Source organism: Streptomyces sp. NPDC048192 (assembly GCF_043202415.1).
In the GTDB taxonomy this organism is placed as follows: Bacteria; Actinomycetota; Actinomycetes; order Streptomycetales; family Streptomycetaceae; genus Streptomyces.
This window is the reverse complement of record NZ_JBIDAL010000010.1, coordinates 97,195-121,489: the sequence shown is the minus strand read 5'-3', so window position 1 is coordinate 121,489 and position 24,295 is coordinate 97,195. Positions and strand designations below refer to the sequence as shown.

Sequence of the window (24,295 nt, the reverse complement as noted above, 5' to 3'; positions counted from 1 at the left end):
CCCGCCCGATCGCCGTGAGCGGCCCCGTCCTCCTTGGGAGCACGACTCGCGCCGCCGATCCCTCGGTCTCCTCGGCCGGCATTCGCCGGCCGGCCCGAACTTCCGCGCCGACGCGACCGGTCGGTGATCGTGCGACTCATGGCCGCACCAGGCTGCGCAGATCGTTGAATCGGCGGTCGCCGATGCCGTTGACCTCGCGCAGTTCGTCCACCGAGCGGAAACCGCCGTGCCGGGTGCGGTAGTCGATGATGTGCTGAGCGAGGACCGGACCGACGCCGGGCAGTGTGTCGAGCTGGTCCGCCGTGGCCGTGTTGAGGGAGACGGGTGTGGTGGGACCCGCTCCGGCCTGACCGGTGGCGGGACCTGCCGCCGGGCCGGGCGCCGCCACCGCCCCGGCGGGTGCGCCGACGACGATCTGTTCACCGTCGGTCAGGAAACGAGCCCGGTTGAGTCCCTCGGTGCTCACGCCCGGACGGACACCGCCGGCCGCCCGCAGCGCGTCGACCACCCGGGAACCGGCGGGCAGCCGCTGAATGCCCGGTTTGCGGACCTTGCCGCTGACGTCCACGACGATCTGTCCGCCCGGCGTCACCGCGGCTCCCGAGCCCGCACCGGCTTTCGCGCCGTCCTCCTTCCTGGCGTAGGGCGTCGACGCCTCCGTGTAGGGCTTCTCCGCGCGCACCACTTGAGGTGCGCTCAGGGACTGGGTACGCCCTGCCCAGAAGTGCTGCACGGCGAACACGGCGGCGGCCACGAGCACCACGGCGAGCGCCACGACTCCCCGCCTGTCCACCCCGCACCGCGTCTGCAACCACACGGGCATCCGCTCCCGCAGCGCGAGCCCCATTCGGTCCCGCCAGCCGGGGATGCCGGGCTGTGCCCCCTCCAACATGCCCGCCGCACCCGCTGGTTCGACGTCTTCGAGGGCCGGGGTCGGCGCCGGGCCAGCAGTCGGCCAGGGGTGCGCCGGCGCGGCCGGAAAGGACTCAGCCTCGGCCGTGGTCGTCACCGCCCTCGCCGGGCTCAGCCCGGACGCCCGGCCGGTGACCGACACCGTGGCCGCTCGCCCCGCCACCTCGTCCGCTGCCTCCGCTGCCTCCGCTGCCTCCGCTGCCTCCGCTGCCTCCGCTGCCTCCGCTGCCGGCACGGTCGGCGTGCTCGCCGGACCCTCCCCGTCCGGCGGCCCGTTCCCGGACTCCCGCCACTTCACCGCTCGTTCGCCGAAGAGGAGTGCCGCCCGGCGGCGCAGTTCCTCGGCCGGTGCCGGCGAGTGGTGGCGGGCCCGGCGATGGCCGATGGAGCGGCGGTGCCCGGTGCCTCGGTGGTGGACGCGGCCGTCGGAGGCGGGGCCACGGCCGGGGCCGCTGGTGGGAGTGGCTGTGCGTGAACCTGATCGAAGTGCCATGCGACGAGGATGAGATATCCCGCCGATTCACGATGATCTTGGTTGATTTCGGGGGATGGTCACCCAGTTGTGGATAACTCCGCCACCCGGACGAGTGATGTGTGGACCGTGCGAAGGGTCAGCGGGGTGAGATCACCGCGCCGAGCAGCCCGGGACCGGTGTGCGCCCCGATCACCGCGCCGATCTCGCTGACGTGGAGTTCGGCCAGGCCCGGCACCCGTTCGCGCAGCCGGTCGGCGAGTGCGGCGGCGCGCTCGGGGGCCGCGAGGTGATGGACGGCGATGTCGACCTCGGCGTCCACGGCCCGCTCGGCGGCGATCTCCTCGAGGCGGGCGATGGCCTTGGACGCCGTACGGACCTTTTCGAGCAGCTCGATGCGGCCGCCGTCGAGTTGGAGGAGGGGTTTGACGGCGAGCGCGGAACCGAGCAGGGCCTGTGCGGCGCCGATGCGGCCGCCGCGGCGCAGATAGTCGAGGGTGTCGACGTAGAAGTAGGCGGACGTGCCCGCGGCCCGCTTCTCGGCAGCCGTGACGGCCTCGTCCACCGTGCCACCGGCCTCCGCGGCCTCGGCCGCGGCGACCGCGCAGAAGCCGAGGGCCATCGCGACCATCCCGGTGTCCACCACCCGCACCGGCACCGGCGCCTCGCGCGCCGCGAGGACCGCCGCGTCGTAGGTGCCGGACAGCTCGGCGGACAGGTGCAGGGAGACGATCCCGTCGGCGCCGGACTCGGCGACCCTGCGGTAGGTTTCCGCGAACACCTCGGGGCTCGGGCGCGAGGTGGTGACGGGACGCCGCTTCTGCAGCGCCTGGGCCAGGGAGCGGGTGGAGATCTCGGTGCCCTCTTCGAGTGCCTGGTCGCCGAGGACCACGGTCAGGGGCACCGCTGTGATGCCGTGCCGCTCCACCGTCCGTGGCGGCAGGTAGGCCGTTGAATCGGTGACGATCGCGACATGGCGGGACATGAGCTGGAGGTTACCTGCCGTGGTGCGCGCGCGGCAGCCCAGCCCCCGTGGAGCGGCCCGTAGCGGCCGGATCAGGTGGTGCTCTCGGGGCGGGGTTTCTTCTGCCAGGGGTGGACGAGACGCGGTGACGGCGGGGTGATCGCCTGGCGGGCCTGCTCGTCGGCGGGGCGGGACGGACGGGAGCGGGCGTGCTGTGCCGCCGGGCCGTGATCAGGCGCGGGGGCGGACGCGCTGGAGGGGTGGGGCGGCTGTCCCGGTGCCGCCGCGGGGCCGGCCGGGGTCCAGTGGCGCAGGGCGTCGGCCTCGATGTCGATCTGGTCGCTGAGCGTGCCCAGATCGTCCTCGACGAAGCGGCGCGCCCGGTCGCGGACCGCCCAGCGCAGCGAGTCCGCGGACTTGGTGATGCGCTCGGTGCGGCCGCGCAGCTCGGGCAGCCGTGCGGTGAGTTCGGCCCGGTCCGGCTCCGACTCCAGGCGCCTGAGGTCGGCGTCCAGCTCGTGTCCGTGCGCGCTGAGCCGCTCGAAGAGGCCGAGGGACTCCTTCAGCGACTCGTCCTCGGCCACGCCCACGTGCAGCGCGTCCTGAGTGGCGCGCATGGAAGTGCGCAAGGCGAGCCGCAGTTGCGCGATCTCGGCGGCCGGGCCGGCCTGGATGAGGGACTTGGCGCGCAGGGTGTGGTCCTCGACCGTGCGGCGGGCCTGCTCGATGGTCCGGTCCACGCCGCGCTTGGCGGCGCCGACCGCCTTGACCGTGGCGTACACGCCCAGGCCGACGAAGAGCAGGAAGAGCAGGGCGAACACGGTGATCACTGCTTCCACGAGGCTCCTCCTCCGGGGGGCGGCACTCGCCGCCTGCGCTTTCCACGGTAAACGCAACGGGCAGGTCCGAGGTTCCAGAAAAACCCCGAACCTGCCCGTAGGGGACTACCCCGAGTCGGTGCGCGACGCCCCGCGCGGGTTACGCCGGAACGATGTTCACCAGCTTCGGCGCGCGGACGATCACCTTGCGGATGCCCGCGCCACCCAGCGCCGCGGCGACCTTCTCGTCGGCCAGGGCCACCTTCTCCAGCTCCTCCTCGGAGATGGCCGGCGGCACTTCCAGGCGCGCCTTGACCTTGCCCTTGATCTGCACGACGCACGTCACGGTCTCGTCCACGACGTAGTTCGGGTCGGCGACCGGGAAGTCCTGGTGGACGACGGAGTCGGTGTGGCCCAGCTTGCGCCACAGCTCCTCGGCGATGTGCGGGGCCAGCGGGGCGACCATCAGCACCAGCGGCTCGGCGACCGAGCGCGGCACCGCCGTACCCGCCTTGGTCAGGTGGTTGTTCAGCTCGGTGACCTTGGCGATGGCGGTGTTGAAGCGCAGGCCCTCCAGGTCCTGGCGGACGCCGTCGATCGCCTTGTGCAGGGCGCGCAGGGTGTCCTCGTCGGGCTCGGCGCCGGTGACGGTGACCTCGCCGGTCGTCTCGTCGACGATGTTGCGCCACAGCCGCTGCAGCAGCCGGAACTGGCCGACCACCGCGCGCGTGTCCCACGGCCTGGAGACGTCCAGCGGGCCCATGGCCATCTCGTACAGGCGCAGCGTGTCGGCGCCGTACTCGGCGCAGATCTCGTCCGGGGTCACCGCGTTCTTCAGGGACTTGCCCATCTTGCCCAGGAGGCGGGTGACCTTCTCGCCCTGGTAGTAGTAGGCGCCGTCGCGCTCCTCGACCTCGGCGGCCGGCACCGCGATGCCGCGGCTGTCGCGGTAGACGTAGGCCTGGATCATGCCCTGGTTGAACAGCTTGTGGAACGGCTCGGCCGAGGACACGTGGCCCAGGTCGTACAGGACCTTGGACCAGAAGCGCGCGTACAGCAGGTGCAGCACGGCGTGCTCGGCGCCGCCGACGTACAGGTCGACGCCGCCGTGGGGCTGGCCCTCGCGCGGGCCCATCCAGTACTGCTCGATCTCCGGGTCGACCAGCCGCTGGTCGTTGTGCGGGTCCAGGTAGCGCAGTTCGTACCAGCAGGAGCCCGCCCAGTTGGGCATGGTGTTGGTCTCGCGGCGGTACTTCTTCGGCCCGTCGCCCAGGTCCAGGGTGACGTTGACCCAGTCCTCGTTGCGCGACAGCGGGGTCTCGGGCTCGGTGTCGGCGTCGTCCGGGTCGAAGGTGCGCGGGCTGTAGTCCTCGACCTCGGGCAGCTCCAGCGGCAGCATCGACTCGGGCAGGGCGTGGGCGACGCCGTCCTCGTCGTAGACGATGGGGAAGGGCTCGCCCCAGTAGCGCTGGCGGCTGAACAGCCAGTCCCGCAGGCGGAAGTTGACGGTGCCCTCGCCGATGCCCTTGCTCTGCAGCCACTCGGTGATGCGCGCCTTGGCCTCGGTGACGCCCAGGCCGTCCAGACAGACCTCGTCGCTCGCCGAGTTGACCAGCTTCGCGTCGTACGAGACGAACGCGTCGTCCCACGTGGAGGTGTCGGTGCCGCGGCCGTCGGTCGGCTCGACCACGCAGCGGATCGGCAGTTCGAAGGCGCGCGCGAAGGCGAAGTCGCGGGTGTCGTGCGCCGGGACGGCCATGATCGCGCCGGTGCCGTAGCCCATCAGGACGTAGTCGGCGATGAAGACCGGGATCTTCTCGCCGTTGACCGGGTTGGTCGCGAACGCGCCGGTGAAGACGCCGGTCTTGTCCTTGGCCTCGGCCTGCCGCTCGACGTCGGACTTCGAGGCGGCCTGCGCGCGGTAGGCGGCGACGGCCTCGGCGGGCGTGGCGTGGCCGCCGGTCCACACCTCGTGGGTGCCCTCGGGCCAGGCACCGGGGGTGAACTTCTCGACCAGCGGGTGCTCGGGCGCCAGCACCATGTAGGTCGCGCCGAACAGGGTGTCCTGGCGGGTGGTGAAGATCGTGATGTGCTCGCCGTCGATCGGGAAGTCGACGCGGGCGCCCTCGCTGCGGCCGATCCAGTTGCGCTGCTGCAGCTTGATGGCCTCGGGCCAGTCCAGCTCCTCCAGGTCCTCCAGCAGCCGGTCGGCGTAGGCGGTGATGCGCATGTTCCACTGGCGCAGCTTGGCCTTGAAGACCGGGAAGTTGCCGCGCTCGGAGCGGCCGTCGGCGGTGACCTCCTCGTTTGCCAGTACGGTGCCCAGGCCCGGGCACCAGTTGACCGGCGCGTCGGAGGCGTAGGCCAGGCGGTACTCGCCCAGGACGTCGGCGCGCTCGCGGGCGCTCAGCTCGCTCCACGCGCGCGTGGTGCCCGGAACCGGGCGCTCACCGGACTCGAACTGAGCGATCAGCTCGGAGATCGGGCGGGCCTTCCGCGCCTCGTCGTCGTACCAGGAGTTGAAGATCTGCAGGAAGATCCACTGGGTCCACTTGTAGTAGTCCGGGTCGATCGTGGCGAAGGACCGGCGCTTGTCGTGGCCCAGGCCCAGCCGGCGCAGCTGGGCCTTCATGTTCTCGATGTTGGCCTCGGTGGACACGCGCGGGTGCGTGCCGGTCTGCACGGCGTACTGCTCGGCGGGCAGGCCGAAGGCGTCGAAGCCCAGGGTGTGCAGGACGTTGTGGCCGGTCATGCGCTGGAACCGGGCGTAGACGTCGGTGGCGATGTAGCCCAGCGGGTGGCCGACGTGCAGGCCCGCACCGGAGGGGTACGGGAACATGTCCATGATGAACTTCTTGGGCTTGGCGACCAGCTCGGGGTCGCCCGCCAGGTCGCCCTTGGGGTTGGGCGCGGCGTAGGTGCCGTCGGCGTCCCAGAAGTCCTGCCAGCGTGCCTCGATCAGGGCCGCCATGGCGGCCGTGTAGCGGTGCGGCGCTGCCTCCGCCGACGTGGCGGCGGCGGCAGCGGGGTTCGTCTCGCTCATGATCCTCAAAGCTCCATCGATCGTCTCTGCCTGCGGCTGTGACATCCAAAGAAACGAAAAAACCCCTCACACAGGAGGGGACGCCGCGCCGATGCCGACCTCACGGTGCGACCGGGGTCGGTACTGATCAGCGCGGCCCGCTAAGCAGAAGGCGTACGGCACGCATGGCGTTAGGGTACCGCAGGCCCTGAGCGAGCGGCGACGGGCTTGAGCAAGCCGGGACGCGCTTGCGTATCCCTTGTGGACATGCCAGGACCCACGAGGGAGCTGAATCAAGGTCAACGACTGCTTCGCGTACCGTCCACCAAGGGACATCGCTCCAGCCATATTGTCCGTTGATAACAGCGCAATAACCGAAACCCTCGTACTGATCGGTATGCAGCCACTTAGAGTTCGGCAGCGGGACCGCTTTCCCGAAACTGCTCGGAGTTGCCCCCATGAACCCTCGTCGTAGTACCAGCTCCCTCCCCAAACCGGGCCGCTCGGCCTATGGGGTGGCGTCCGCTGTCGTTCTGCTGCTCATACCCGTGGCCGTGCTGGTCGGAGGCAACCAGTTCCGCGACTTCCTGAACTTCGGCGCGGGCGTGTTGTCCCTGGTCTCGCTCAGCTGCTCGGTGATCTGGGGACTGTTCGCACAGGACCGGATCTTCCTGAACACCCGGCAGCGGATCGTCGGCCAGGCGGTGCACCGGACCACCGCGGTCGCCTCGATCGCGTTCCTGCTGCTGCACATCACCACGAAGATCGCCATGGGCCACACGCAGCTGATCGCGGCGATCATCCCCTTCTCGCTCGGCGTCACCGGGATCGGCGGCCTGATCGGCCTGGGCTCGCTCGCCGGCCTGCTGATGATCTTCGTGGGCATCACCGGAGCCCTGCGCAGCAACTTCGCCGCCCCGGCACCCGTGGCCGCCCGCTGGCGCGCCATGCACATGCTCGCCTACCCCGCCTGGTGCGCGGCGCTCGTCCACGGCCTGTACGCGGGGCGCTCGGCCAAGCCGATCTTCGTGATCCTCTACAGCCTGTCGCTGCTGGCCGTGATGGCGGCCCTCGCCCTGCGCTCCGCTCCGCGCCCGGTCAAGCGCAAGGTCGCCGACCGGCTGGTGGCGCTGTTCGGCAGCTCCGAGCGGCCGGGGCTGGACGACCTGGACGCGAGCCGGTCCAGGGTGGCCGAGCCGGCGCCGGCGGGCTTCGAGGGCCGGCGTGAGCCCAGGGCGGCGGCCGCCCCGTCCGCACCGCTGTACCAGTCCCCCGTCGCCGCCGCCGCGGAACCCGCGCCGGGCTTCGCGGCCGCCTACCGCGCCGTCTCGACGCCGGGCCGCTCCCGGCAGTCGTACGCGGCCGGCCAGACCGCCCGCATGGACCTGCCGCTGGACCTGCAGGCCACTCAGGCCGTCCCGCGCGCGGACGGCCAGTCCAGCACCTCGGGGAGCTGGCCGATCCCGTCCCCGCCCCCGGTCGGCGAGGCCCCGCCGTCCGCGTACGACCCGCTCCAGGACACCGGACAGACCATCCCCGTCTACGGCAATCCAGGCACTGCCGGATACGGCGGCAGTGACATGTACGACACCGGTGAGACAAACGGCCTCTATGGCGCGTACAACGCCAGTGACCCGTACAACAGCGGTCCCGCGACCGAAACACTGCCTGGCGCGTCCTTCGACACACCGGGCTCGGGCGAATCCTGGAACACGCCGTCCGGAGGCTTTAAGTGAACGAGGCCCTGCCCGACGTCCCCGAAGTCCGCGTGGTCGGTCTTCCGCAGCTCACGTCGGGCTTCGACCTTGTGGAGCGACTCGACCTGCCCATGCACCTGAAGGTGCACGGACCGCTCGACCCGCTGGGCGGCGAACAGCTCGCGCAGCTCGCCGAGAACATCAACCTCAAGGGCCGCGGCGGCGCGGGCTTCCCGTTCCACAAGAAGCTGCGCTCGGTCGCCGAGTCGGCGATCAAGCGCGGGGTGCGGCCGGTCGTCGTGGTCAACGGCAGCGAGGACGAACCGGCCTGCCGCAAGGACACGGTGCTGATCAACCGCGCCCCGCACCTGATCCTGGACGGCGCGCTGCTGTGCGCCGAGGCGCTCGGCGCGCGGACGCTCGTGATCGGCGTCACACGCGAGTCGACGCAGCGCTCCATGGAGGCCGCGCTCGCCGAACGCGGGCTGAGCAACAGCCGTAGATCGGCGCTACGCGCGTGGGTGCAGCGCAATCCGGTGCGCATGGTCACCGGCGCGGCCGCCTCGCTGATCCGCTCGATCGACGGCGGCCCGGCGATCCCGCCCGGCCGCAAGGTCAGCGCCTCGCAGAGCGGCGTCGGCGGCGCGCCCACGCTGCTGTCCAACGCGGAGACGTTCGCGCAGCTGGCCATCGCCGCCCGCATCGGCCCCGAGCGCTACGGCAACACCGGCCTGTACGACGAACCGGGCACCGTGATGCTCACGGTGTCCGGTGCGGTGGCCCGCCCCATGGTGATCGAGGTCCCCACAGGCGTGCCGCTGCGCTACGTGCTGCAGCTGGCGGGCGCCCCGCCGGTGCCGCAGGGCGTCCTGACCGGTGGCTACCACGGCAAGTGGATCGACGCCGCGACCGTCAACGAGGCGATCGTCTCCCGCAACTCGCTGGACGCCGTGGGCGGTTCGCTGGGCGCGGGCGCGATCCTGCCGATCAGCCAGGAGACCTGCCCGCTGGGCGAATCGCTGCGGGTGGCGCAGTGGCTGGCCGAGGAGAGCGCCGGCCAGTGCGGCCCCTGCTACCTGGGGCTGCCGGCCGCCGCGCGCGGCATGGAGGACATCCTCAACGGCGGCGGCCCGGCCGCTCTGGAGGCGCTGAAGCAGGTCGCGAAGAACGTCAAGCGCCGCGGCGCCTGTTCGCACCCGGACGGCTCGGCCATGTTCCTGGAGTCGACCATCAAGGCGTTCACCGATGACCTCGCCGCCCACGTCCTCGGAAACGGCTGCGGACGGCCCGTGGAGGGCGTTCTGCCGCTCTTCGAGGGAGGCAGGGCCCCCACGGGCATCCCGGGCGGCGGAGAGCCCGAGGAGACCGGCGCCAGCCGCCAGAAGATCTACGTCGACTGGACGCTGTGCCGGGGCCACGGGCTGTGCGCCGACATCCTGCCGGAGGTGTTCGAGCTCGGCGCCGACGGTTTCCCGACCGTCGCCCAGGCGCAAGTGCCGCGTTACGCGGAGGCGAAGGCACTGCGCGCGGTGCGCCGCTGCCCTGCGCTCGCCCTGCGCATCGAGGAGGACACACGCGGGCAGGCGCCGTCCCGCAACCTGCCGGTCGTCTCGCAGGGCCGGGGCCGGCGGGCGCTCGGCCGCTGAGCACACGAAGGGGGCGGGGGCGCCGAGCCGCGCGCCCCCGCCCCCTTCGTTCGACTGCGCCCCGCGCAATCCCGGCTGGGCAACACGCCGAAGGCGGACCATCCGCGAGGATGATCCGCCTTCGACTTCTGTGGAGCTAAGGAGAATTGAACTCCTGACCTCTTGCATGCCATGCAAGCGCTCTACCAACTGAGCTATAGCCCCTTGTTCTCTTGTTTCGCCCGGTTCCCCCGGCGACGACGTAAACATTACAGGCCCGGCGGCGCAGCGCCAAATCGGTTTCCACGCCACCTCCATACATACATAAATGTCCGTTTTGCGGCCCAAACTTGCCGACCACGCGCGCGTGGACGCCGTCCGGTGCGGTCGGTGCGCCGGCAGGTGGCGCCCCGGGGAGTGCGGCACGCAAGCGGGCGCCCCGAAGTGCATCGGGGCGCCCTGGAATTGCTCAGCCGTCGCTCGGCGCGACGCTCGGCGGTCGCGCGGCAGGCGCAGCGCGCGACCTCAAGCCGTCACGAAGGAGTAGAAGCGTTTGAGGGTGCAGTGTTCCTCGAGAAGGCGGCCGTAGATGGGCTCGCCCTCCAATTCCCGGTACGTCTCGATCGGGTCGCCTTTTATGATCAGCGCCCGCGCGCATTCCTCGCACCAGTACTGGTAGTCGGGATTGATCGGCTCCATGTCACGGACGATCGGCGTACCGCTCCCACACCAGTCGCACTTTCGCCTGTGTGCACCCATCGATCAGCTCCAGCTGTGGCCGCAGGCCGTGCACACGTAGGAGATCCCGCCGTTGTCGCCGAGGACTTGGGCGACGTGCGCGGAACCGCAGGAAGGGCAGCTGAGCCGGGTGGTCGTGTCCTGTATCAACGCCGCACCGAGGAGGTGGCCGACCTCCTCAAGGATGCTCGCAGGCATCGCTACTCCCTCCCGTCGGGCCGCGCCCCCATCCGGCCGTTTGATTCTGCCACGGCCGGAGCAATACGGTCAGCGACGCCTCAGTACCAGTCCGGACACGGCACCCGCCGCTGCCGCCGCGGCCAGCGCCCAGGCACACACCGAGAACGCCTCCGCAGAGGTATACGAGCGCACAACCGCGACTGACTCAAGCCGGTTCAGGAACAGTGTGCCGAAAGCCGCCACGCCGATCAGCTGACCGAGCTGGGTCACCGTCGCCAGCAGCCCGCTCGCGTCCGCCGCGTCCTCGGGCCGCACGGTGGCGAGCGCGCCCGTGAGCGTCGGGCTGAAGGCGAGCGCGAGCCCGGCGCCCAGGCCCGTGTATCCGGCGTACAGCAGCGCTCCCCCGTCGCCGCCCCCGTGGAAGGCCAGCCCCACGACGGCCACGGACACCGCGGTCAGCGCGAACCCGGCCGTCGTCAGCGCCCGCTGGAGCCCGGCGGGCCACCTCCGCCAGGTCAGGCTGACGGCGGCGAACACCGCGGCGGTCGGGCCGAAGCTCAGGCCCGCCCGCAGCGCGCTGTAGCCGAGGCCGCCCTGGACGTGCAGGGTCAGCGCGAAGAGGAAGCCCGCGTTGACGGACATCGCGGTGAGGACGCGGAACATGGCCAGGCCGATCCCGGGGTGGCGCAGCACCCGCGGCGCGATCAGCGGGGCGCCGCCGTGCCGGGCCAGCCGGGCCTCGTACCCGCAGAACAGCGCGAACAGCAGCGCCGCTCCGGCCAGCGACAGCCAGGACCACAGCGGCCAGTCCTCCTCCTGCCCGAGCACCAGCGGCACGGTCAGCAGCGACACGGCCGCGCCCAGCAGCACCAGCCCGGGAAGGTCCAGCGCACGCGCCCGCTCGCTCCGGCTCGCGCCGCCCAGCGGCAGGACCCGGCGGCCCAGGACGAGCAGCAGCACGCCCACCGGCACGTTGACCAGGAACACCGGCCGCCAGCCGGTGCCGAACAGATCGGCGCTGACCAGCACGCCGCCCACGATCTGTCCGGCGGCCGCGCCGACCGCCAGGACCGCCGAGTAGGCGCCGAGCGCCCGGGCCCGGGCCTCGCCGGCGAAGGTGCGCTGGATCAGGCTGAGCACCTGCGGGATGGCCAGTGCGGCGCCGGCGCCCTGCACCAGCCGGAAGACGATCAGCTCGGTCGCCCCCTGTGCCAGGCCGCAGGCCAGCGAGGCGGCGGTGAACAGGGTGACCCCGGTGAGGTGGACCCGGCCGTGCCCGAGCCGGTCGCCGAGCCGCGCGCCGGTGATCAGCAGCACCGAGTACGAGATGGTGTAGCCGGCGATGTCGTCGTCTACACCCCCGAGGACGAGGAGACCCGCGAGAAGGTCGGGCTGCTGCGGGCCCGACGGATACGGCTGTGGCCGCCGGAACCGGAGGGCGAGGAGACGAAGGGCCTCCTCCGCGGCTGAACGCAGAAAATCCCGCCCCCTGACGGGGACGGGACCTTCATCACCGATCCTTGACAACTCAACAGAGTGTCGATCAGTGGAGCTAAGGAGAATTGAACTCCTGACCTCCTGCATGCCATGCAGGCGCTCTACCAACTGAGCTATAGCCCCTTGCCACGCAGCCGGGCCGCATGGTGTTCCGCTCCCGCTCGGCGGGGCGAACAAGAAGAACTTTAGCCTGTGACCTGCCAGAAAGTGAAATCCGGTGTCCCGGGGGTGTCCCCGGCTCAGTCGTCGTCGCCGAGGACGGGCTCCGGGAGGGTGCCGGCGTTGTGCTCCAGCAGGCGCCAGCCGCGGGCGCCCTCGCCGAGCACCGACCAGCAGCAGTTGGAGAGGCCGCCGAGACTCTCCCAGTGCCGGGCCTCCAGGCCGAGCAGCCGGCCGATGGTGGTGCGGATGGTGCCGCCGTGGCTGACGACGACGAGGGTGCCGTCCTCCGGCAGCTTCTCGGCGTGCCGCAGGACGACCGGTGCGGCGCGTTCGGCGACCTCGGTCTCCAGTTCGCCGCCGCCGCGGCGGACCGCCTCACCGCGCTTCCAGGCGGCGTACTCCTCGCCGTGGCGGGCGATGATCTCCTCGTGCGTCAGCCCCTGCCAGACGCCCGCGTAGGTCTCGCGCAGGCCCTCTTCGAGGGTGACGTCGAGGCCGGTGAGCGAGGCCAGCTCGGCGGCCGTGTTCGCCGCCCGCTGCAGGTCCGAGGAGATGATCGCGTCCGGCCCCAGGGAGGCCAGCAGCCGGGCCGCGCGGCGGGCCTGCCCGACGCCGGTCTCGGTGAGCGCCACGTCCGTGCTGCCCTGGAAGCGGCGCTCCACGTTCCAGGCGGTCTGGCCGTGCCGCCACAGGATGATGCGGCGGCCGCGGTTCTTGCGGTCGGTCACCTCGCCGGTGGCGCTCATCACCACTCCCCGCCCGGCTCCTGCTCGGCCTCGGCGGCCTGCATCCGCGCGTGCTCCTCCGCCTTGCCGCGGGTGGCCTTGGCGTCGGCGGGCAGCTCCAGCTCGGGGCAGTCCTTCCACAGCCGCTCCAGGGCGTAGAAGACGCGCTCCTCGCTGTGCTGGACGTGGACGACAATGTCGACGTAGTCGAGCAGGATCCAGCGGGACTCGCGGTCGCCCTCGCGCCGCACCGGCTTGGCGCCGAGTTCCTTCAGCAGGCGCTCCTCGATCTCGTCGACGATGGCCTTGACCTGGCGGTCGTTCGGCGCGGAGGCCAGCAGGAAGGCGTCCGTGATCGACAGGACGTCGCTGACGTCGTAGGCGATGACGTCGTGGGCGAGCTTGTCGGCCGCCGCCTGGGCGGCGGTGTTGATGAGCTCAAGGGAACGGTCGGTGGCGGTCACTGCGTAGCTTTCGGTCGGCGGTCACTGAACTTCTCAAGGGTCTCACGGACCGCCGGGCGCACCCCACGTGATTACTGCGGCACGTGGGGTGCGAGGGACACGGGTCAGGAACCGGCGGGCTTGTAGTCCCGGCCGAGGACGACCGAGACGTCGGCGCCCGCGGAGACGTTCCCCTTGGCCACGGAGCCGGCGGGCAGGCCGAGGGTCTTGGCGACCTCGGCGGCGTCCGCCTTGTGGGCGGCGTCGGAGTAGACGACCTTCGAGGTGGCCTGGGTGCCGGAGGCGCTGCCGCCTTCCAGGAAGGTGAAGCCGCCGTTGAGCAGGACCACGCGGGCCTTCTCCGCGTCGTCCTTCACACCGGTGGCGTTCTGTACGGAGACCCGGACCGCAGAGCCGGCGTCGGGGCTCTTGGCGGTGCCGCCGAGGATGTCCTTCACCACGCTGTCGCTGGTCTTCGCGCTCAGGGTGCCGTCGGGCTGCACGGGCAGCAGGGCGGTCTTGTAGGCGCCGCTCTTGGCGAGGTCCGCGAGTTTGGCGAGGAAGGTGCCCAGGTCCTTGTCGGTGAGCGGCGGATCGAGGATCTGGGCGAGGGTCTGCACGGTGGTCGTGGCCGACGCCGGGTCGGAGGACATCTTGCGCAGCACGCCCTGCATGACCTGGCCGAACCGCTCCAGCTGGGCGTTCTGGGACTCGCCGGGGGCGCGGTAGGTGGCGTAGGCGACGGCCATCTTGCCGCTGAGCGTCTGGTCGCTGCCCTTGTGGACGAGCGGCTCGGTGCCCTTCTTCTTGGCGTCCGGGTCGGGGACGTCGGTGTCGGTGTCGATGTCGATGTTGCCGACCAGGTCGACGAGGTTCTGCAGGTAGGGGGTGTCCAGCCGCCAGGTGCCCTGGATGTTGGTGCCGAGTACGGTGTCGAGCTGGTCGAGGGTGCCGGAGGAACCGTCGTCGGCCACCGACTTGGCCAGGGTGGTGGTGGAGCCGTCGTCGTCGCTCAGGGCGAGGGAGTTGGGCAGCAGCACGGTGCTGCCCTGCTTGGTGGTGGTGTTGTCGACCAGCAGCGCGGTGGAGGTGCCGCCCTTGCCGGTGACGTGCAGGTGGACGACGATCACGTCGCGTTTCTGGGCGCTGACCGGGGTGGCCGCGCCGGGCTTGGAGCCGGAGGAGGACAGGCCGGGCAGCTTGCCGGCGTACCAGAGGTAGCCGATGCCGCCGACGGCGACGAGGGCGAGCACGACGAGGAGGGCGATGATCCGGCTGCGGGCGCGGCGGCGGGCCTCCTCGCGGCGCTCGGTACGGTTCTCGGTGAACTTCAGCCAGTCGATGACGTCCTCGGAGTCGCCGTCCGGCTCCTCGACGAACGCGAACTGCTCGGTGCGGTAGTCCCGTCCGGCCTCCTGTCCGGGCTCCTCGGAGCGCGCCGGGGAGGCCGGGGCCTCCGCGGGGCCGGCCTGCTGCGGGATGTAGGCGGTCTGCTCGGTGACCCGGGGCTGCTGCCCGCTGCTCGCGGCCTGCCCGTAGGGGTCGTAGCCGACGGGGTGCTGGGCGCCGGTGCCGTAGGGGTCGTAGGGCGCCTGGGAGCCGTAGGGGTCGTAGCCGGGCCTGCCGGTGTCGTAGGAGGGCGCCTGCGGCTGCGAGCCGGTGGCGTACGGGTCGTAGCCGTAGCCCTGCTGCTGGGCGTACGGGTCGTAGGCGGTGTGCTGAGCCTGCGGTGCCGGTTGTTCCGGGACCTGCTGGTACACGGGCCGGCCGTACTCGTCGTAGCCGACGATCTCGTACGGACCGGCGCCGTAGCCTCCGTCGCCCGCGTCGTATCGGTCGTTCACCGGTGCCCCTCTCGGCTCACTCGCCGCGGTACAGCTCGCGCTTGTCGATGTAGCGCACGACTCCGTCCGGCACCATGTACCAGATGGGTTCCCCCTTGGCGACTCTCGCCCGGCAGTCCGTGGAGGAGATGGCGAGGGCCGGGACCTCGACGAGGGAGACGCCGCCTTCCGGGAGGCCCGGGTCGGTCAGGTGGTGGCCGGGCCGCGTGACGCCGATGAAGTGGGCCAGGGAGAACAGCTCCTCGCTGTCCCGCCAGGTCAGCAGCTGGGCGAGGGCGTCGGCGCCGGTGATGAAGAACAGGTCCGTGTCGGGGTTGAGGGCGCGCAGGTCGCGCAGGGTGTCCACGGTGTAGGTGGGGCCGCCGCGGTCGATGTCGATGCGGCTGACGGAGAACTGCGGGTTCTCGGCGGTCGCGATGACCGTCATCAGATAGCGGTCCTCGGCCGGGGAGACCTTGCGGTGGGACTTCTGCCACGGCTGGCCGGTGGGCACGAACACCACCTCGTCCAGCTGGAACTGCGCGGCGACCTCGCTGGCGGCCACGAGGTGCCCGTGGTGGATCGGGTCGAACGTTCCGCCCATGACGCCCAGGCGCCGCTTGCCCGTGTGGGCAGGGCCGTGGCCCGGCCGGTGCCGCCGGTACTGCGGGTGCTTCACCGTGTCGTCGGCGGTCTCGTGCGCCGGACCGGTAGGCATGTCCTGCTCTCCCATGCGTGCAGACCCTACCGGCCCGGCTTGTGACGTCCGGCCGGGGACGGGGTCCCCGCTCAGCGGTCGCGGTTGAAGCGCGTGGTGATCCACAGCAGGAGCAGCAGGATGGCCAGGGCGCTGCCGCCGGTGACCGCCGGGTTGAGGCTGTTGTGGTGGCCGCCCTCGGCTTCGGCGAGGGTGACCAAGTGGGCTGCGGTGCTGGGAAGGCTCATCTTCGGCAGGACCTAACGCGTGTGGGCGGGATAAAGATGTCGGCTCATCGTATGCGGGCGGACCGGCGGCGATCACGCCGACTCCTCCGTTGGGCCGTGCGGGGAACTTTCGCGAGCTGTCAGTCGTCTTTCCGCTTGTAGCCGCGCAGCAGGAACCAGGCGGTCAGTACACAGCCCAGGATCATCAGGACGAGGACGATGCGGAGCAGATTCCCCGCCCCGTGCTGCTTTACGGCGCTCGCGGCGGTCTCGGTCAGCCAGGCGGCTGCGGGGTGGTGCTCCATGAACGGACTCCTTCGGCTGTACTGCCCGTCCACGGTATCTCCGCCTAGGCTGGGCTCCTCCTCGGGGGCACAGTGGCCACTCACACGCACATGGGGGAAGACATGTCCGACGACGGCCGGCAGCAGACGGGGCACGAGCGCGTGCCGAGCAGGCAGCGCAGGCGCTTCCCGGAAATCTCCTCGCGTGCCTACGAGCACCCGGCCGACCGCTCGGCCCTGGTGGCGCTGCGCAAGCTGAGCGGATTCGACACCGTCTTCAAGGCGCTCAGCGGGCTGCTGCCCGAGCGGAGCCTGAGGCTGCTGTTCCTGTCCGACTCGGTGCGGGTCTCCGAGCGGCAGTTCCAGCACCTGCACGACATGCTGCTGGACGCCTGCTACATCCTGGACCTGGAGAAGGTCCCGCCGATGTACGTCAACCAGGACCCGCAGCCGAACGCGATGTGCATCGGGCTGGACGAGCCGATCATCGTGGTCACCACGGGGCTCGTGGAGCTTCTCGACGAGGAGGAGATGCGGGCGGTCGTCGGGCACGAGGTGGGACACGCGCTGTCCGGCCACTCGGTGTACCGCACGATCCTGCTGTTCCTGACCAGCCTGGCGCTGAAGGTCGCCTGGATCCCGCTGGGCAACCTCGCGGTCATGGCCATCATCACGGCGCTCAGGGAGTGGTTCCGCAAGTCGGAGCTGTCCGCGGACCGGGCGGGCCTGCTGGTGGGCCAGGACCTGCGGGCCTCGATGCGGGGCCTGATGAAGATCGCGGGCGGCAACCACCTGCACGAGATGAACGTGGACGCGTTCCTGGAGCAGGCCGAGGAGTACGAGTCGGGGGGCGATCTGCGCGACTCGGTGCTGAAGATCCTCAACGTGCTGCCGCGGTCGCACCCGTTCGCCACGATCCGCGCGGCCGAGCTGAAGAAGTGGGCGGAGTCCCGGGACTTCCAGCGGATCATGGACGGTCACTACCCGCGGCGCGACCAGGACAAGGACGCCTCGGTCAGCGACTCCTTCCGTGAGTCGGCGGCGAGCTACGCGAGCGATGTGAAGACGTCCAAGGACCCGCTGATGAAGCTGGTCACGGACCTCGCCGACGGTGCGGGCGACCTGGGCGGCCGGGTCCGGCGTGGCTTCGAGGGCTTCCGCAGCCCGCCCCCGCAGAAGGGCGGGCCGGCCGACGCCCCGCAGGAGGGCTGATCCCGGCACACACCGGCGGTCTCGATCTTCCCGCCGCGACGGCGCCCAGCCACAGCGGCGGGAACGGCCGGCGCCCAGCCCACCCCTCAGCCCGACGCAGCCTTCACAGTCCCCAGAACCCCCCTGACAGGCGGGACCCCCCTTCCTCCCTCACACCTTCGGCTCGGCCCCGGGGGCCAGCGTGCCGCACAGGGCCGTCGGGCTGTCCGTCTCGTAGGGATCGGTGCCCGCGGGGCCGCCGGCGCGGGTCGTCTGGCCGGCCAGGAGGGGGCGGAAGTAGGCCGTGGAGTCCTCGGCGCAGGCGAGGGGGCCTGCCTGGACGTAGGACGTGACCAGCTGGAGCTGGTGGGCGCGCAGGTCGTCGCGGGTGAAGCGGAAGGTCAGCTCGCGGCGGACGGTGAACAGGGAGGCCGGCGCGTTCGCGGCGGCGCCGGTGGGGCGCAGGGCGTAGACGAAGGTGTGGTCGGCGGTGACCTCCAGGGCGCCGGAGTCGGCCTCGGTGGCGTGCAGATCGCCCTGGACGCGGATGCGGTCGTCGGCGAGCTGGGCGCGGGACGGGTCGAGGCGGACCAGCCAGCCGGTGGGGGCATGCCGGCCGTCCGCCGCCGGGTGGTCGAAGCTCTGGTCGAACTGGTCGAGCTGGTCGGCGTCGAGGAGGGACCGGGCGGGCTGGACGTCACGGCCGGTGAGCACCTCCGGGTAGAGCGAGGAGCGGACGATGTAGTCCTTCGCGGTGGTGAGGGCGCTGACCACCTGGCTGACGGAGAAGTGGGCGGTGCTGCGGGTGGCCGGCAGGGATATCCCCTCGGCGCCGACGTCGTACTGGGCGGCGGGGCTGTGCTCGTACAGGTACTCGGCGTCGGCGGTGCCGGGCACCCTGCCCGTCGGGGCGAGCGGGATCACCGTCGTCCGCAGGGGCTCGACGGGGCGCCGGGCCTCCGGGGAGCCGTAGGGGTGGCGGACGCCCATGTAGATCGCGGTGGCGAAGGCGACGGCTATCAGCACGAGGAGGATCAGGGCCTGGCGGGTGAGTCCGCGGTGCAGGGGCGGGCGGCGCCGTACGGCGGGCGCGTGGTCGGCCATCCGCTCCTCGGCGGAGTACTCCTGGAGGCGGGCAGCGCGGATGAACGACTCGTCGAACACGACGGATCGGTACTCGTCCTCTGCGCCGCCGGGGCTGCCCTCGGGGCCGCCCTCCGGTGGGTCTACAGGCCCGCCCATACTTTCAGGGTAGGTCGCGTACGCCTCGGGTAAACGCCCCGTCGGCGGACAACTTCTGACAGGTGCTCACCAAAAGCGGGGGTGGGCGCTCAGGGGGTTCTCGGGATGGCGGAGGCCGCCGGCTGGGAGGTGTCGGCGGAGACGGAGGGCGCGGCGGCGCTGCCCTGCTCCAGGCCGGTGGGGGCGGGTGTGGGGACTCCGTCGCGGGTGCCGGCGGAGCCGCCGCGGTAGACGGCGGCGAAGGCGAGGGCGACCATGCCGATGCCCATCACGACGGCCAGTACCCAGGCCACGGGGCGGTGCCAGCGGACCTGCTTGCCGTACCCGCCCAGGTGGCGGTCGCCGAGGACGTAGGTGTCCTCCAGTTCGTCGTCCGGATCTTGGCCGAAATCGGCGCCCTCCGGGCCGTAGGCGTCGTCGTAGCGCTCGCCCCGGGCGTGGGAGCGGCGGGCTTCTGCCTCGGAGGCCTCGGCTCTGGCCTGTGCGGCGGCGAGGAGGCGTTCGACGGCGGTCGGCTCGTGGACCGTGGCCGCCTGTATGAAGGCCTCGTCGAAGACCACGGAGGCGAACTCTTCGTCCGACACCCCGTGGTCGTGGTCGTCGTCGGGCTCCCAGCCGTCAGGGAACGGCGTGCCCCCCACGTCCTCCGGCACGCATCCAGAGTAGACCTGGGGGGTCAATTTGGGCAGACGGTAGGGAAATTCGTCTGACTGGTGAGACGCCTTCCGGTCGCGCGGCCCCGGTTCCCGGCTGTGCCGTGGGCACGCCGGGTGACCTGCGGCCGGACGGGTGAACGTCAGGGGCGCACGTGGCCGTCGCCGGTGACGATGTACTTGGTGCTGGTCAGCTCCGGCAGGCCCATCGGGCCGCGGGCGTGCAGCTTCTGGGTGGAGATGCCGATCTCGGCGCCGAAGCCGAACTGGCCGCCGTCGGTGAAGCGGGTGGAGGCGTTGACGGCGACGGTGGTGGAGTCGACCAGCTGGGTGAAGCGGCGGGCGGCCTGCTGGGAGGTGGTGACGATCGCCTCGGTGTGGCCGGAGGTCCACAGCCGGATGTGCTCGACGGCCTTGTCCAGCGAGTCCACCACCGCGGCGGCGATGTCGTGGGAGAGGTACTCGGTCTCCCAGTCCTCGGGGACGGCCTCCACGACGGTCGCCTTGGAGTCCTTGGCGTAGGCCAGGACGCGCTCGTCGGCGTGCACGGTGACGCCGGCCTCGGCGAGGGCGTCGAGGGCGCGCGGCAGGAACCGGGGGGCGATGTCCTGGTGGACGAGGAGGGTCTCCGCGGCGTTGCAGACGCTGACCCGCTGGGCCTTGGAGTTGATCAGGATGTCGACGGCCATGTCGATGTCGGCCTCGGCGTCGACGTAGACGTGGCAGTTGCCGGTGCCGGTCTCGATGACCGGGACGGTCGACTCGTTCACGACGGTCTGGATCAGGGAGGCGCCGCCGCGCGGGATGAGGACGTCGACCAGGCCGCGGGCGCGCATCAGCTCGCGGACGGAGTCGCGGCTCTCGCCGGGGACCAGCTGGACCGCGTCGGCGGGCAGCCCGGCGCCGCCGACGGCGTCCCGGATGACGCGGACGAGGGCGGTGTTGGACTCGTACGCGGAGGCGGAGCCGCGCAGCAGCACGGCGTTGCCGGACTTCAGGCACAGCGCCGCCGCGTCGACGGTCACGTTCGGGCGGGCCTCGTAGATGATGCCGACGACGCCGAGCGGGACGCGGACCTGGCGCAGGTCGATGCCGTTGGGCAGGGTGGAGCCGCGGACGATCTCGCCGACCGGGTCGGGCAGCCCCGCGACGTCACGGACGTCGGAGGCGATCGCCCGGACCCGCTCGGGGGTGAGGGTGAGCCGGTCGACGATGGCCTCGCTGGTGCCGTTCTCCCGGGCCTTGGCCACGTCGCGGGCGTTGGCCTCGACGATCTCGGCGGTCCGGACCTCCAGGGCGTCGGCGATGGCGAGCAGCGCGTCGTCCTTCTCCGCGCGCGGGAGCGGCGCGAGATCGGCGGCGGCGGCCCTGGCCCGGTAGGCGGCCCGGGTGACCGGGGACATGGAGTCGTACGGCGAGAGCGTGGTCATGAGGGAAGGGTAGTGCGCGGCAGGGGCTGGTCACCGCTCATCCCGAAGCGCGAGACAGCGTCTCAGGGGAGCCGCGAGCCGGCGTCTTGGAGGGGCTCAGAAGGGGTGCACCCCGACCGGTGTCGCGGGCGGGGGGCCGTAGCCCTCGGCGAGGCGCTGGTGGTAGGTCTCGCGGTCGATGACCTCCAGGCCGACGATCTCCCACGGGGGCAGCCCGGCGCTCTGGCGGTGCTCGCCCCACAGGCGCAGGGCGACGGCGGCGGCGTCGTGCAGGTCGCGGGCCTCTTCCCAGTACCGGATCTCCGCGTGGTCGCTCGCGTATCTGCTGGTCAGCAGAAAGGGATGGTCGTGGGCGAGCTGTTCCAGGGCCCGGCGCAGCTCCTTGAGCGGGACCGCGGGACCGGCGACGCTGAGGGTGACGTGCCACAGCCGGGGCAGGTCCACGGGTTCCTCGTAGGTGTCCCCGGCCGCGACGCTCGTCAGGGCACCGCGGGTTGTCGCCCCAGGGCGCACTCGTCTCACGACGGCCTCCTTCACCCAGCGCTCGGGAACGTTGCCTGAGACAAAGTTGAGCAGCCCGTAAGGGTCCGCGGGGCGGTTTTACGGAAGGTCCCCCACCGGGGGCCGTGGTTGCGTCAGGGTTTACGCGTGCAGGAGCACCAGGTCGTCCCTGTGTACGACCTCGCGTTCGTACGCCGGGCCGAGTTCCCGGGCCAGTTCGCGGGTCGAGCGCCCGATCAGCCGGGGGATCTCCTTGGCGTCGAAGTTGACGAGCCCGCGGGCCACCGCGCGCCCCGAGGCGTCACGCAGTTCGACGGGGTCGCCGGCGCTGAACTCGCCCTCGACGGCGGCGATTCCCGCGGGCAGCAGCGACTTGCGCCGCTTGACGACGGCGTCCACCGCGCCGTCGTCAAGGGTCAGCGCGCCCTGCGGGGTGGAGGCGTGCTGGAGCCACAGCAGCCGGTCGGCGGAGCGTTTGCCGGCGGGGTGGAAGTAGGTGCCGGTGTCGCCGCCGCTCAGGGCCTCCGCCGCGTGGACGGCGCTGGTGAGGACCACGGGGATGCCGGCGGCGGCCGCGATCCGGGCGGCCTCGACCTTGGTGACCATCCCGCCGGTGCCCACGCCGGCCTTGCCCGCGCTGCCGATCTCGACGCCCGCGAGGTCTTCCGGCCCCTTCACTTCCGCTATCCGGGAGGTGCCGGGCCTGCTGGGGTCGCCGTCGTACACGCCGTCCACGTCCGACAGCAGGACCAGCAGGTCGGCGTGGACGAGGTGGGCGACGAGGGCGGCGAGGCGGTCGTTGTCGCCGAAGCGGATCTCGTCGGTGGCGACGGTGTCGTTCTCGTTGACGATCGGGAAGGCGCCCATCGCGAGGAGCTTGTCGAGGGTGCGGGAGGCGTTGCGGTGGTGGGCGCGGCGGCTCATGTCGTCGCTGGTGAGCAGGACTTGGCCGACGCGGATGCCGTAGCGGGCGAAGGATGCGGTGTAGCGGGCGACGAGCAGGCCCTGGCCGACGCTGGCGGCGGCCTGCTGGCGGGCGAGGTCCTTCGGGCGGCGGCGCAGGCCGAGCGGCGCGAGACCGGCGGCGATGGCGCCGGAGGAGACGAGGACGACCTCCCGCTCTCCCCTGGTGCGGCTCTTGGCCAGCACGTCGACCAGGGCGTCGACGCGGTCGGCGTCCAGTCCGCCGGCCGCGGTGGTCAGCGAGGAGGAGCCCACCTTGACGACGATCCTGCGGGCCTCGCCCACGGCCTGCCTTGCCCTTGTCACCTTGCCCTCTGTTCCCTCTCGGTGCCGCGCGCGGTCACGGCCCGCCTGACCGGCAATCTACGCGAAGTGGATCGTCCCGCGCGCGTCGGTCCAGCCTCCGGACATGCGGTCCGTAGCGGCACCTTCACGGTTTGCGTACGGCAAAAAGGTTGTACTGGTTGCGTATGGAAATTAAAGCTCGTGTCAACATAAGTTGAAGATCGTGAAACGCATTCTGCTGAGGTCGGGCAAGAGCCCGTACGACGTCCTGTCCGTCGAGGAAGCACTGCACCGGGACGTCATCGCCACAAACTCAGGCAATCTGATCTTCAGCGACGCGGCCCACAAGATCCTGCAGACGCCGGACACCGAGGTCGCCTCCAACGGCATCGGGACGGACGTGACCGCGGCCGCGCGGATCAACGAGGAGTACGACGCCTTCGTCGTCCCGCTGGCCAACGCCTTCCGGCCGTCCTTCGAGGCCCGGCTGAAGCGGCTGACCCGGCTGATCTCCAAGCTGAGGATCCCGGTCGTGGTCCTGGGCGTCGGCGCGCAGACCGGGGTGACCTACGACCCGGCCCGGCTGAGGCCGATGGAGCGGTCGGTGCGCGAGTTCTGCGCGGCGGTGCTGGAGCGCAGCTCGTCGATCGGGGTGCGCGGCGAGTTCACCGAGCAGTATCTGCGGGACATGGGTTTCCGTGACGTGGAGGTCATCGGCTGCCCGTCGATGTTCCTGTACGGCGCCGAACTGGACGTCCGCAAGCGGGTGCCGGCGCTGACCGCCGAGTCGCGGATCGCGGTGAACGGTTCGCACAGCGCGGTGCAGAAGCAGGGCCTGGACCGGATCATCGAGCGTACCCACGCGCGCTATCCGAACCTGCGGTTCGTCGGCCAGAACCTCAGCGACGCCCGGCAGCTGCACTGGCGGGACCTGTCGGACCCCAACTCCCTGGTGACCGCGATGCCGACGCACCCGGACCACCCGATGTACCGGGAGGACAAGGTGCGGGTCTACATCGACCCGGTCACCTGGATCGACGATCTGCGCGGCTTCGACTTCTCCTTCGGCTCGCGCATCCACGGCAACATCGCCGCCTTGCTGGCGGGGACGCCCGCGACCGTGCTGTGCGGTGACTCGCGGACGCTGGAGCTGTGCCGGTACTTCGAGATCCCGCACCGGCGGCTGGACCAGGCCGCCAAGGATCCTCAGGCGGCGGATCCGGCGCGGCTGTACGAGGAGGCGGACCTCGGCGGGCTGGTGGGCAACCACCGCGAGCGGTTCGACCGGTTCACCGGCTTCCTGGACAAGAACGGGCTGCGGAACACCTTCACGCACGGCGACGGCGGTGCCGCGTTCGAGGAGCGGATGCGGTCGCTGTCCTTCCCGCCGGGCATCCGGCCGTGGAACGACGCCGATCTCGCCTCGCTGAGCAGCCGGTTCGGCTGGCTGCACGCCCAGGTCGGGGAACTGACGCAGGCGAACGCGAAGTTGCGCAAGGAGCTGGCCCGCTCCCGCAAGGAGCAGGGCGCGCTGCCCGCACCGGCCACCTCCGTCTACCGCCGCGCCCGCCGCGTGGTGGGCCGCCCCCTGCGCCGGGCGCTGCAGTCGGGCAAGCAGTAGCGCGCCGGGGGGGGGGGGGCCCGGGGGCCCCCCCCCCCCGCCGGCGGGGGGGGCCCCCCCCGGCCCCCCCCCGGGTGGCCATGCGACGCCCCCCGGGGCGGGCCACTAATGGCCGGTGCCCGC

The 24,295-nt window shown here is 71.5% G+C and carries 22 protein-coding genes and 2 tRNA genes; 4 read left to right on the top strand and 20 right to left on the bottom strand.

What is annotated here, in order from left to right; genetic code table 11:
- Window positions 1–136 precede the first annotated feature (136 nt).
- The 4 genes from ACGFZN_RS22800 to leuS form a co-directional block, all read right to left on the bottom strand.
- The gene (locus ACGFZN_RS22800) at window positions 137–1,405 is read right to left on the bottom strand and encodes a helix-hairpin-helix domain-containing protein (protein ID WP_393860295.1); all 1,269 of its coding nucleotides are present in this window, start codon (window positions 1,403–1,405) and stop codon (window positions 137–139) included.
- Between the two features lie 118 nt (window positions 1,406–1,523).
- Window positions 1,524–2,369 carry a DegV family protein gene (locus ACGFZN_RS22795; protein WP_393860294.1) on the bottom strand — a complete coding sequence of 282 codons (846 nt, stop codon included), beginning with the start codon at window positions 2,367–2,369 and terminating at the stop codon, window positions 1,524–1,526.
- Between the two features lie 71 nt (window positions 2,370–2,440).
- A complete protein-coding gene (locus ACGFZN_RS22790; protein WP_393860293.1) occupies window positions 2,441–3,187 on the bottom strand; it encodes a hypothetical protein in 747 nt (248 codons plus the stop codon).
- A gap of 139 nt (window positions 3,188–3,326) precedes the next feature.
- Window positions 3,327–6,209, bottom strand: coding sequence for a leucine--tRNA ligase (leuS, locus tag ACGFZN_RS22785; RefSeq protein WP_393860292.1), 2,883 nt, complete (start codon window positions 6,207–6,209; stop codon window positions 3,327–3,329).
- Between the two features lie 437 nt (window positions 6,210–6,646).
- Between leuS and ACGFZN_RS22780 the strand changes: the two genes are divergently transcribed.
- Together ACGFZN_RS22780 and ACGFZN_RS22775 are read left to right on the top strand one after the other, a co-directional pair.
- Window positions 6,647–7,924, top strand: a complete 1,278-nt coding sequence (locus ACGFZN_RS22780) for a cytochrome b/b6 domain-containing protein (protein WP_393860291.1) — start codon at window positions 6,647–6,649, stop codon at window positions 7,922–7,924.
- Window positions 7,921–9,531, top strand: coding sequence for an NADH-ubiquinone oxidoreductase-F iron-sulfur binding region domain-containing protein (locus tag ACGFZN_RS22775; protein ID WP_393860290.1), 1,611 nt, complete (start codon window positions 7,921–7,923; stop codon window positions 9,529–9,531). Before ACGFZN_RS22780 ends, ACGFZN_RS22775 begins: the two co-directional genes overlap by 4 nt.
- Before the next feature lie 131 nt (window positions 9,532–9,662).
- Here ACGFZN_RS22775 and ACGFZN_RS22770 read toward each other — a convergent pair.
- The 11 genes from ACGFZN_RS22770 to ACGFZN_RS22720 all read right to left on the bottom strand — a co-directional run bounded on the left by ACGFZN_RS22770 (window position 9,663) and on the right by ACGFZN_RS22720 (window position 16,307).
- A tRNA-Ala gene (locus tag ACGFZN_RS22770) sits at window positions 9,663–9,735 on the bottom strand.
- 300 nt (window positions 9,736–10,035) lie between these two features.
- Complete coding sequence (locus ACGFZN_RS22765) at window positions 10,036–10,269, bottom strand: hypothetical protein (protein ID WP_006136074.1); 234 nt, start codon at window positions 10,267–10,269, stop codon at window positions 10,036–10,038.
- Window positions 10,270–10,272: 3 nt separating this feature from the next.
- The gene (locus tag ACGFZN_RS22760; protein ID WP_330340009.1) at window positions 10,273–10,446 is read right to left on the bottom strand and encodes a hypothetical protein; all 174 of its coding nucleotides are present in this window, start codon (window positions 10,444–10,446) and stop codon (window positions 10,273–10,275) included.
- Window positions 10,447–10,515: 69 nt separating this feature from the next.
- Window positions 10,516–12,012: an MFS transporter gene (locus tag ACGFZN_RS22755; protein WP_393860522.1), complete on the bottom strand. Its 1,497-nt coding sequence runs from the start codon at window positions 12,010–12,012 to the stop codon at window positions 10,516–10,518.
- Window positions 11,976–12,048 (bottom strand) — tRNA-Ala (locus ACGFZN_RS22750). The genes ACGFZN_RS22755 and ACGFZN_RS22750 overlap by 37 nt, the downstream gene beginning before the upstream one ends.
- Window positions 12,049–12,164: 116 nt before the next feature.
- Window positions 12,165–12,833 (bottom strand): histidine phosphatase family protein, encoded by a 669-nt coding sequence (locus tag ACGFZN_RS22745; RefSeq protein ID WP_393860289.1) that lies wholly within the window; start codon window positions 12,831–12,833, stop codon window positions 12,165–12,167.
- Window positions 12,833–13,276, bottom strand: a complete 444-nt coding sequence (rsfS, locus tag ACGFZN_RS22740; RefSeq protein WP_393860288.1) for a ribosome silencing factor — start codon at window positions 13,274–13,276, stop codon at window positions 12,833–12,835. Before rsfS ends, ACGFZN_RS22745 begins: the two co-directional genes overlap by 1 nt.
- Before the next feature lie 104 nt (window positions 13,277–13,380).
- A complete protein-coding gene (locus tag ACGFZN_RS22735) occupies window positions 13,381–15,099 on the bottom strand; it encodes a LytR C-terminal domain-containing protein (RefSeq protein WP_393860287.1) in 1,719 nt (572 codons plus the stop codon).
- Window positions 15,100–15,115: 16 nt separating this feature from the next.
- The gene (gene nadD, locus ACGFZN_RS22730) at window positions 15,116–15,811 is read right to left on the bottom strand and encodes a nicotinate-nucleotide adenylyltransferase (RefSeq protein ID WP_330340004.1); all 696 of its coding nucleotides are present in this window, start codon (window positions 15,809–15,811) and stop codon (window positions 15,116–15,118) included.
- A gap of 56 nt (window positions 15,812–15,867) precedes the next feature.
- A complete protein-coding gene (locus ACGFZN_RS22725; RefSeq protein ID WP_330340003.1) occupies window positions 15,868–16,023 on the bottom strand; it encodes a hypothetical protein in 156 nt (51 codons plus the stop codon).
- Between the two features lie 119 nt (window positions 16,024–16,142).
- The gene (locus tag ACGFZN_RS22720) at window positions 16,143–16,307 is read right to left on the bottom strand and encodes a hypothetical protein (protein WP_393860286.1); all 165 of its coding nucleotides are present in this window, start codon (window positions 16,305–16,307) and stop codon (window positions 16,143–16,145) included.
- Window positions 16,308–16,409: 102 nt separating this feature from the next.
- On the opposite strand from ACGFZN_RS22720, the gene ACGFZN_RS22715 reads away from it, so the two are divergent.
- On the top strand, window positions 16,410–17,498 hold the full coding sequence (locus ACGFZN_RS22715; RefSeq protein ID WP_393860285.1) for a M48 family metallopeptidase: 1,089 nt from the start codon (window positions 16,410–16,412) through the stop codon (window positions 17,496–17,498).
- A 150-nt stretch (window positions 17,499–17,648) separates the two neighbouring features.
- On the opposite strand, the gene ACGFZN_RS22710 is transcribed toward ACGFZN_RS22715, so the two are convergent.
- The 5 genes from ACGFZN_RS22710 to proB all read right to left on the bottom strand — a co-directional run bounded on the left by ACGFZN_RS22710 (window position 17,649) and on the right by proB (window position 22,551).
- The gene (locus ACGFZN_RS22710; RefSeq protein WP_393860284.1) at window positions 17,649–18,719 is read right to left on the bottom strand and encodes a hypothetical protein; all 1,071 of its coding nucleotides are present in this window, start codon (window positions 18,717–18,719) and stop codon (window positions 17,649–17,651) included.
- 89 nt (window positions 18,720–18,808) lie between these two features.
- Window positions 18,809–19,399 carry a hypothetical protein gene (locus tag ACGFZN_RS22705; protein WP_393860283.1) on the bottom strand — a complete coding sequence of 197 codons (591 nt, stop codon included), beginning with the start codon at window positions 19,397–19,399 and terminating at the stop codon, window positions 18,809–18,811.
- A gap of 116 nt (window positions 19,400–19,515) precedes the next feature.
- On the bottom strand, window positions 19,516–20,802 hold the full coding sequence (locus ACGFZN_RS22700; protein WP_393860282.1) for a glutamate-5-semialdehyde dehydrogenase: 1,287 nt from the start codon (window positions 20,800–20,802) through the stop codon (window positions 19,516–19,518).
- Between the two features lie 96 nt (window positions 20,803–20,898).
- On the bottom strand, window positions 20,899–21,324 hold the full coding sequence (locus tag ACGFZN_RS22695) for a hypothetical protein (protein ID WP_393860281.1): 426 nt from the start codon (window positions 21,322–21,324) through the stop codon (window positions 20,899–20,901).
- Window positions 21,325–21,444: 120 nt separating this feature from the next.
- Window positions 21,445–22,551 carry a glutamate 5-kinase gene (gene proB / locus ACGFZN_RS22690; protein WP_393860521.1) on the bottom strand — a complete coding sequence of 369 codons (1,107 nt, stop codon included), beginning with the start codon at window positions 22,549–22,551 and terminating at the stop codon, window positions 21,445–21,447.
- Window positions 22,552–22,774: 223 nt separating this feature from the next.
- Between proB and ACGFZN_RS22685 the strand changes: the two genes are divergently transcribed.
- On the top strand, window positions 22,775–24,172 hold the full coding sequence (locus ACGFZN_RS22685; RefSeq protein ID WP_393860280.1) for a polysaccharide pyruvyl transferase family protein: 1,398 nt from the start codon (window positions 22,775–22,777) through the stop codon (window positions 24,170–24,172).
- The last annotated feature ends 123 nt before the right edge of the window (window positions 24,173–24,295 follow it).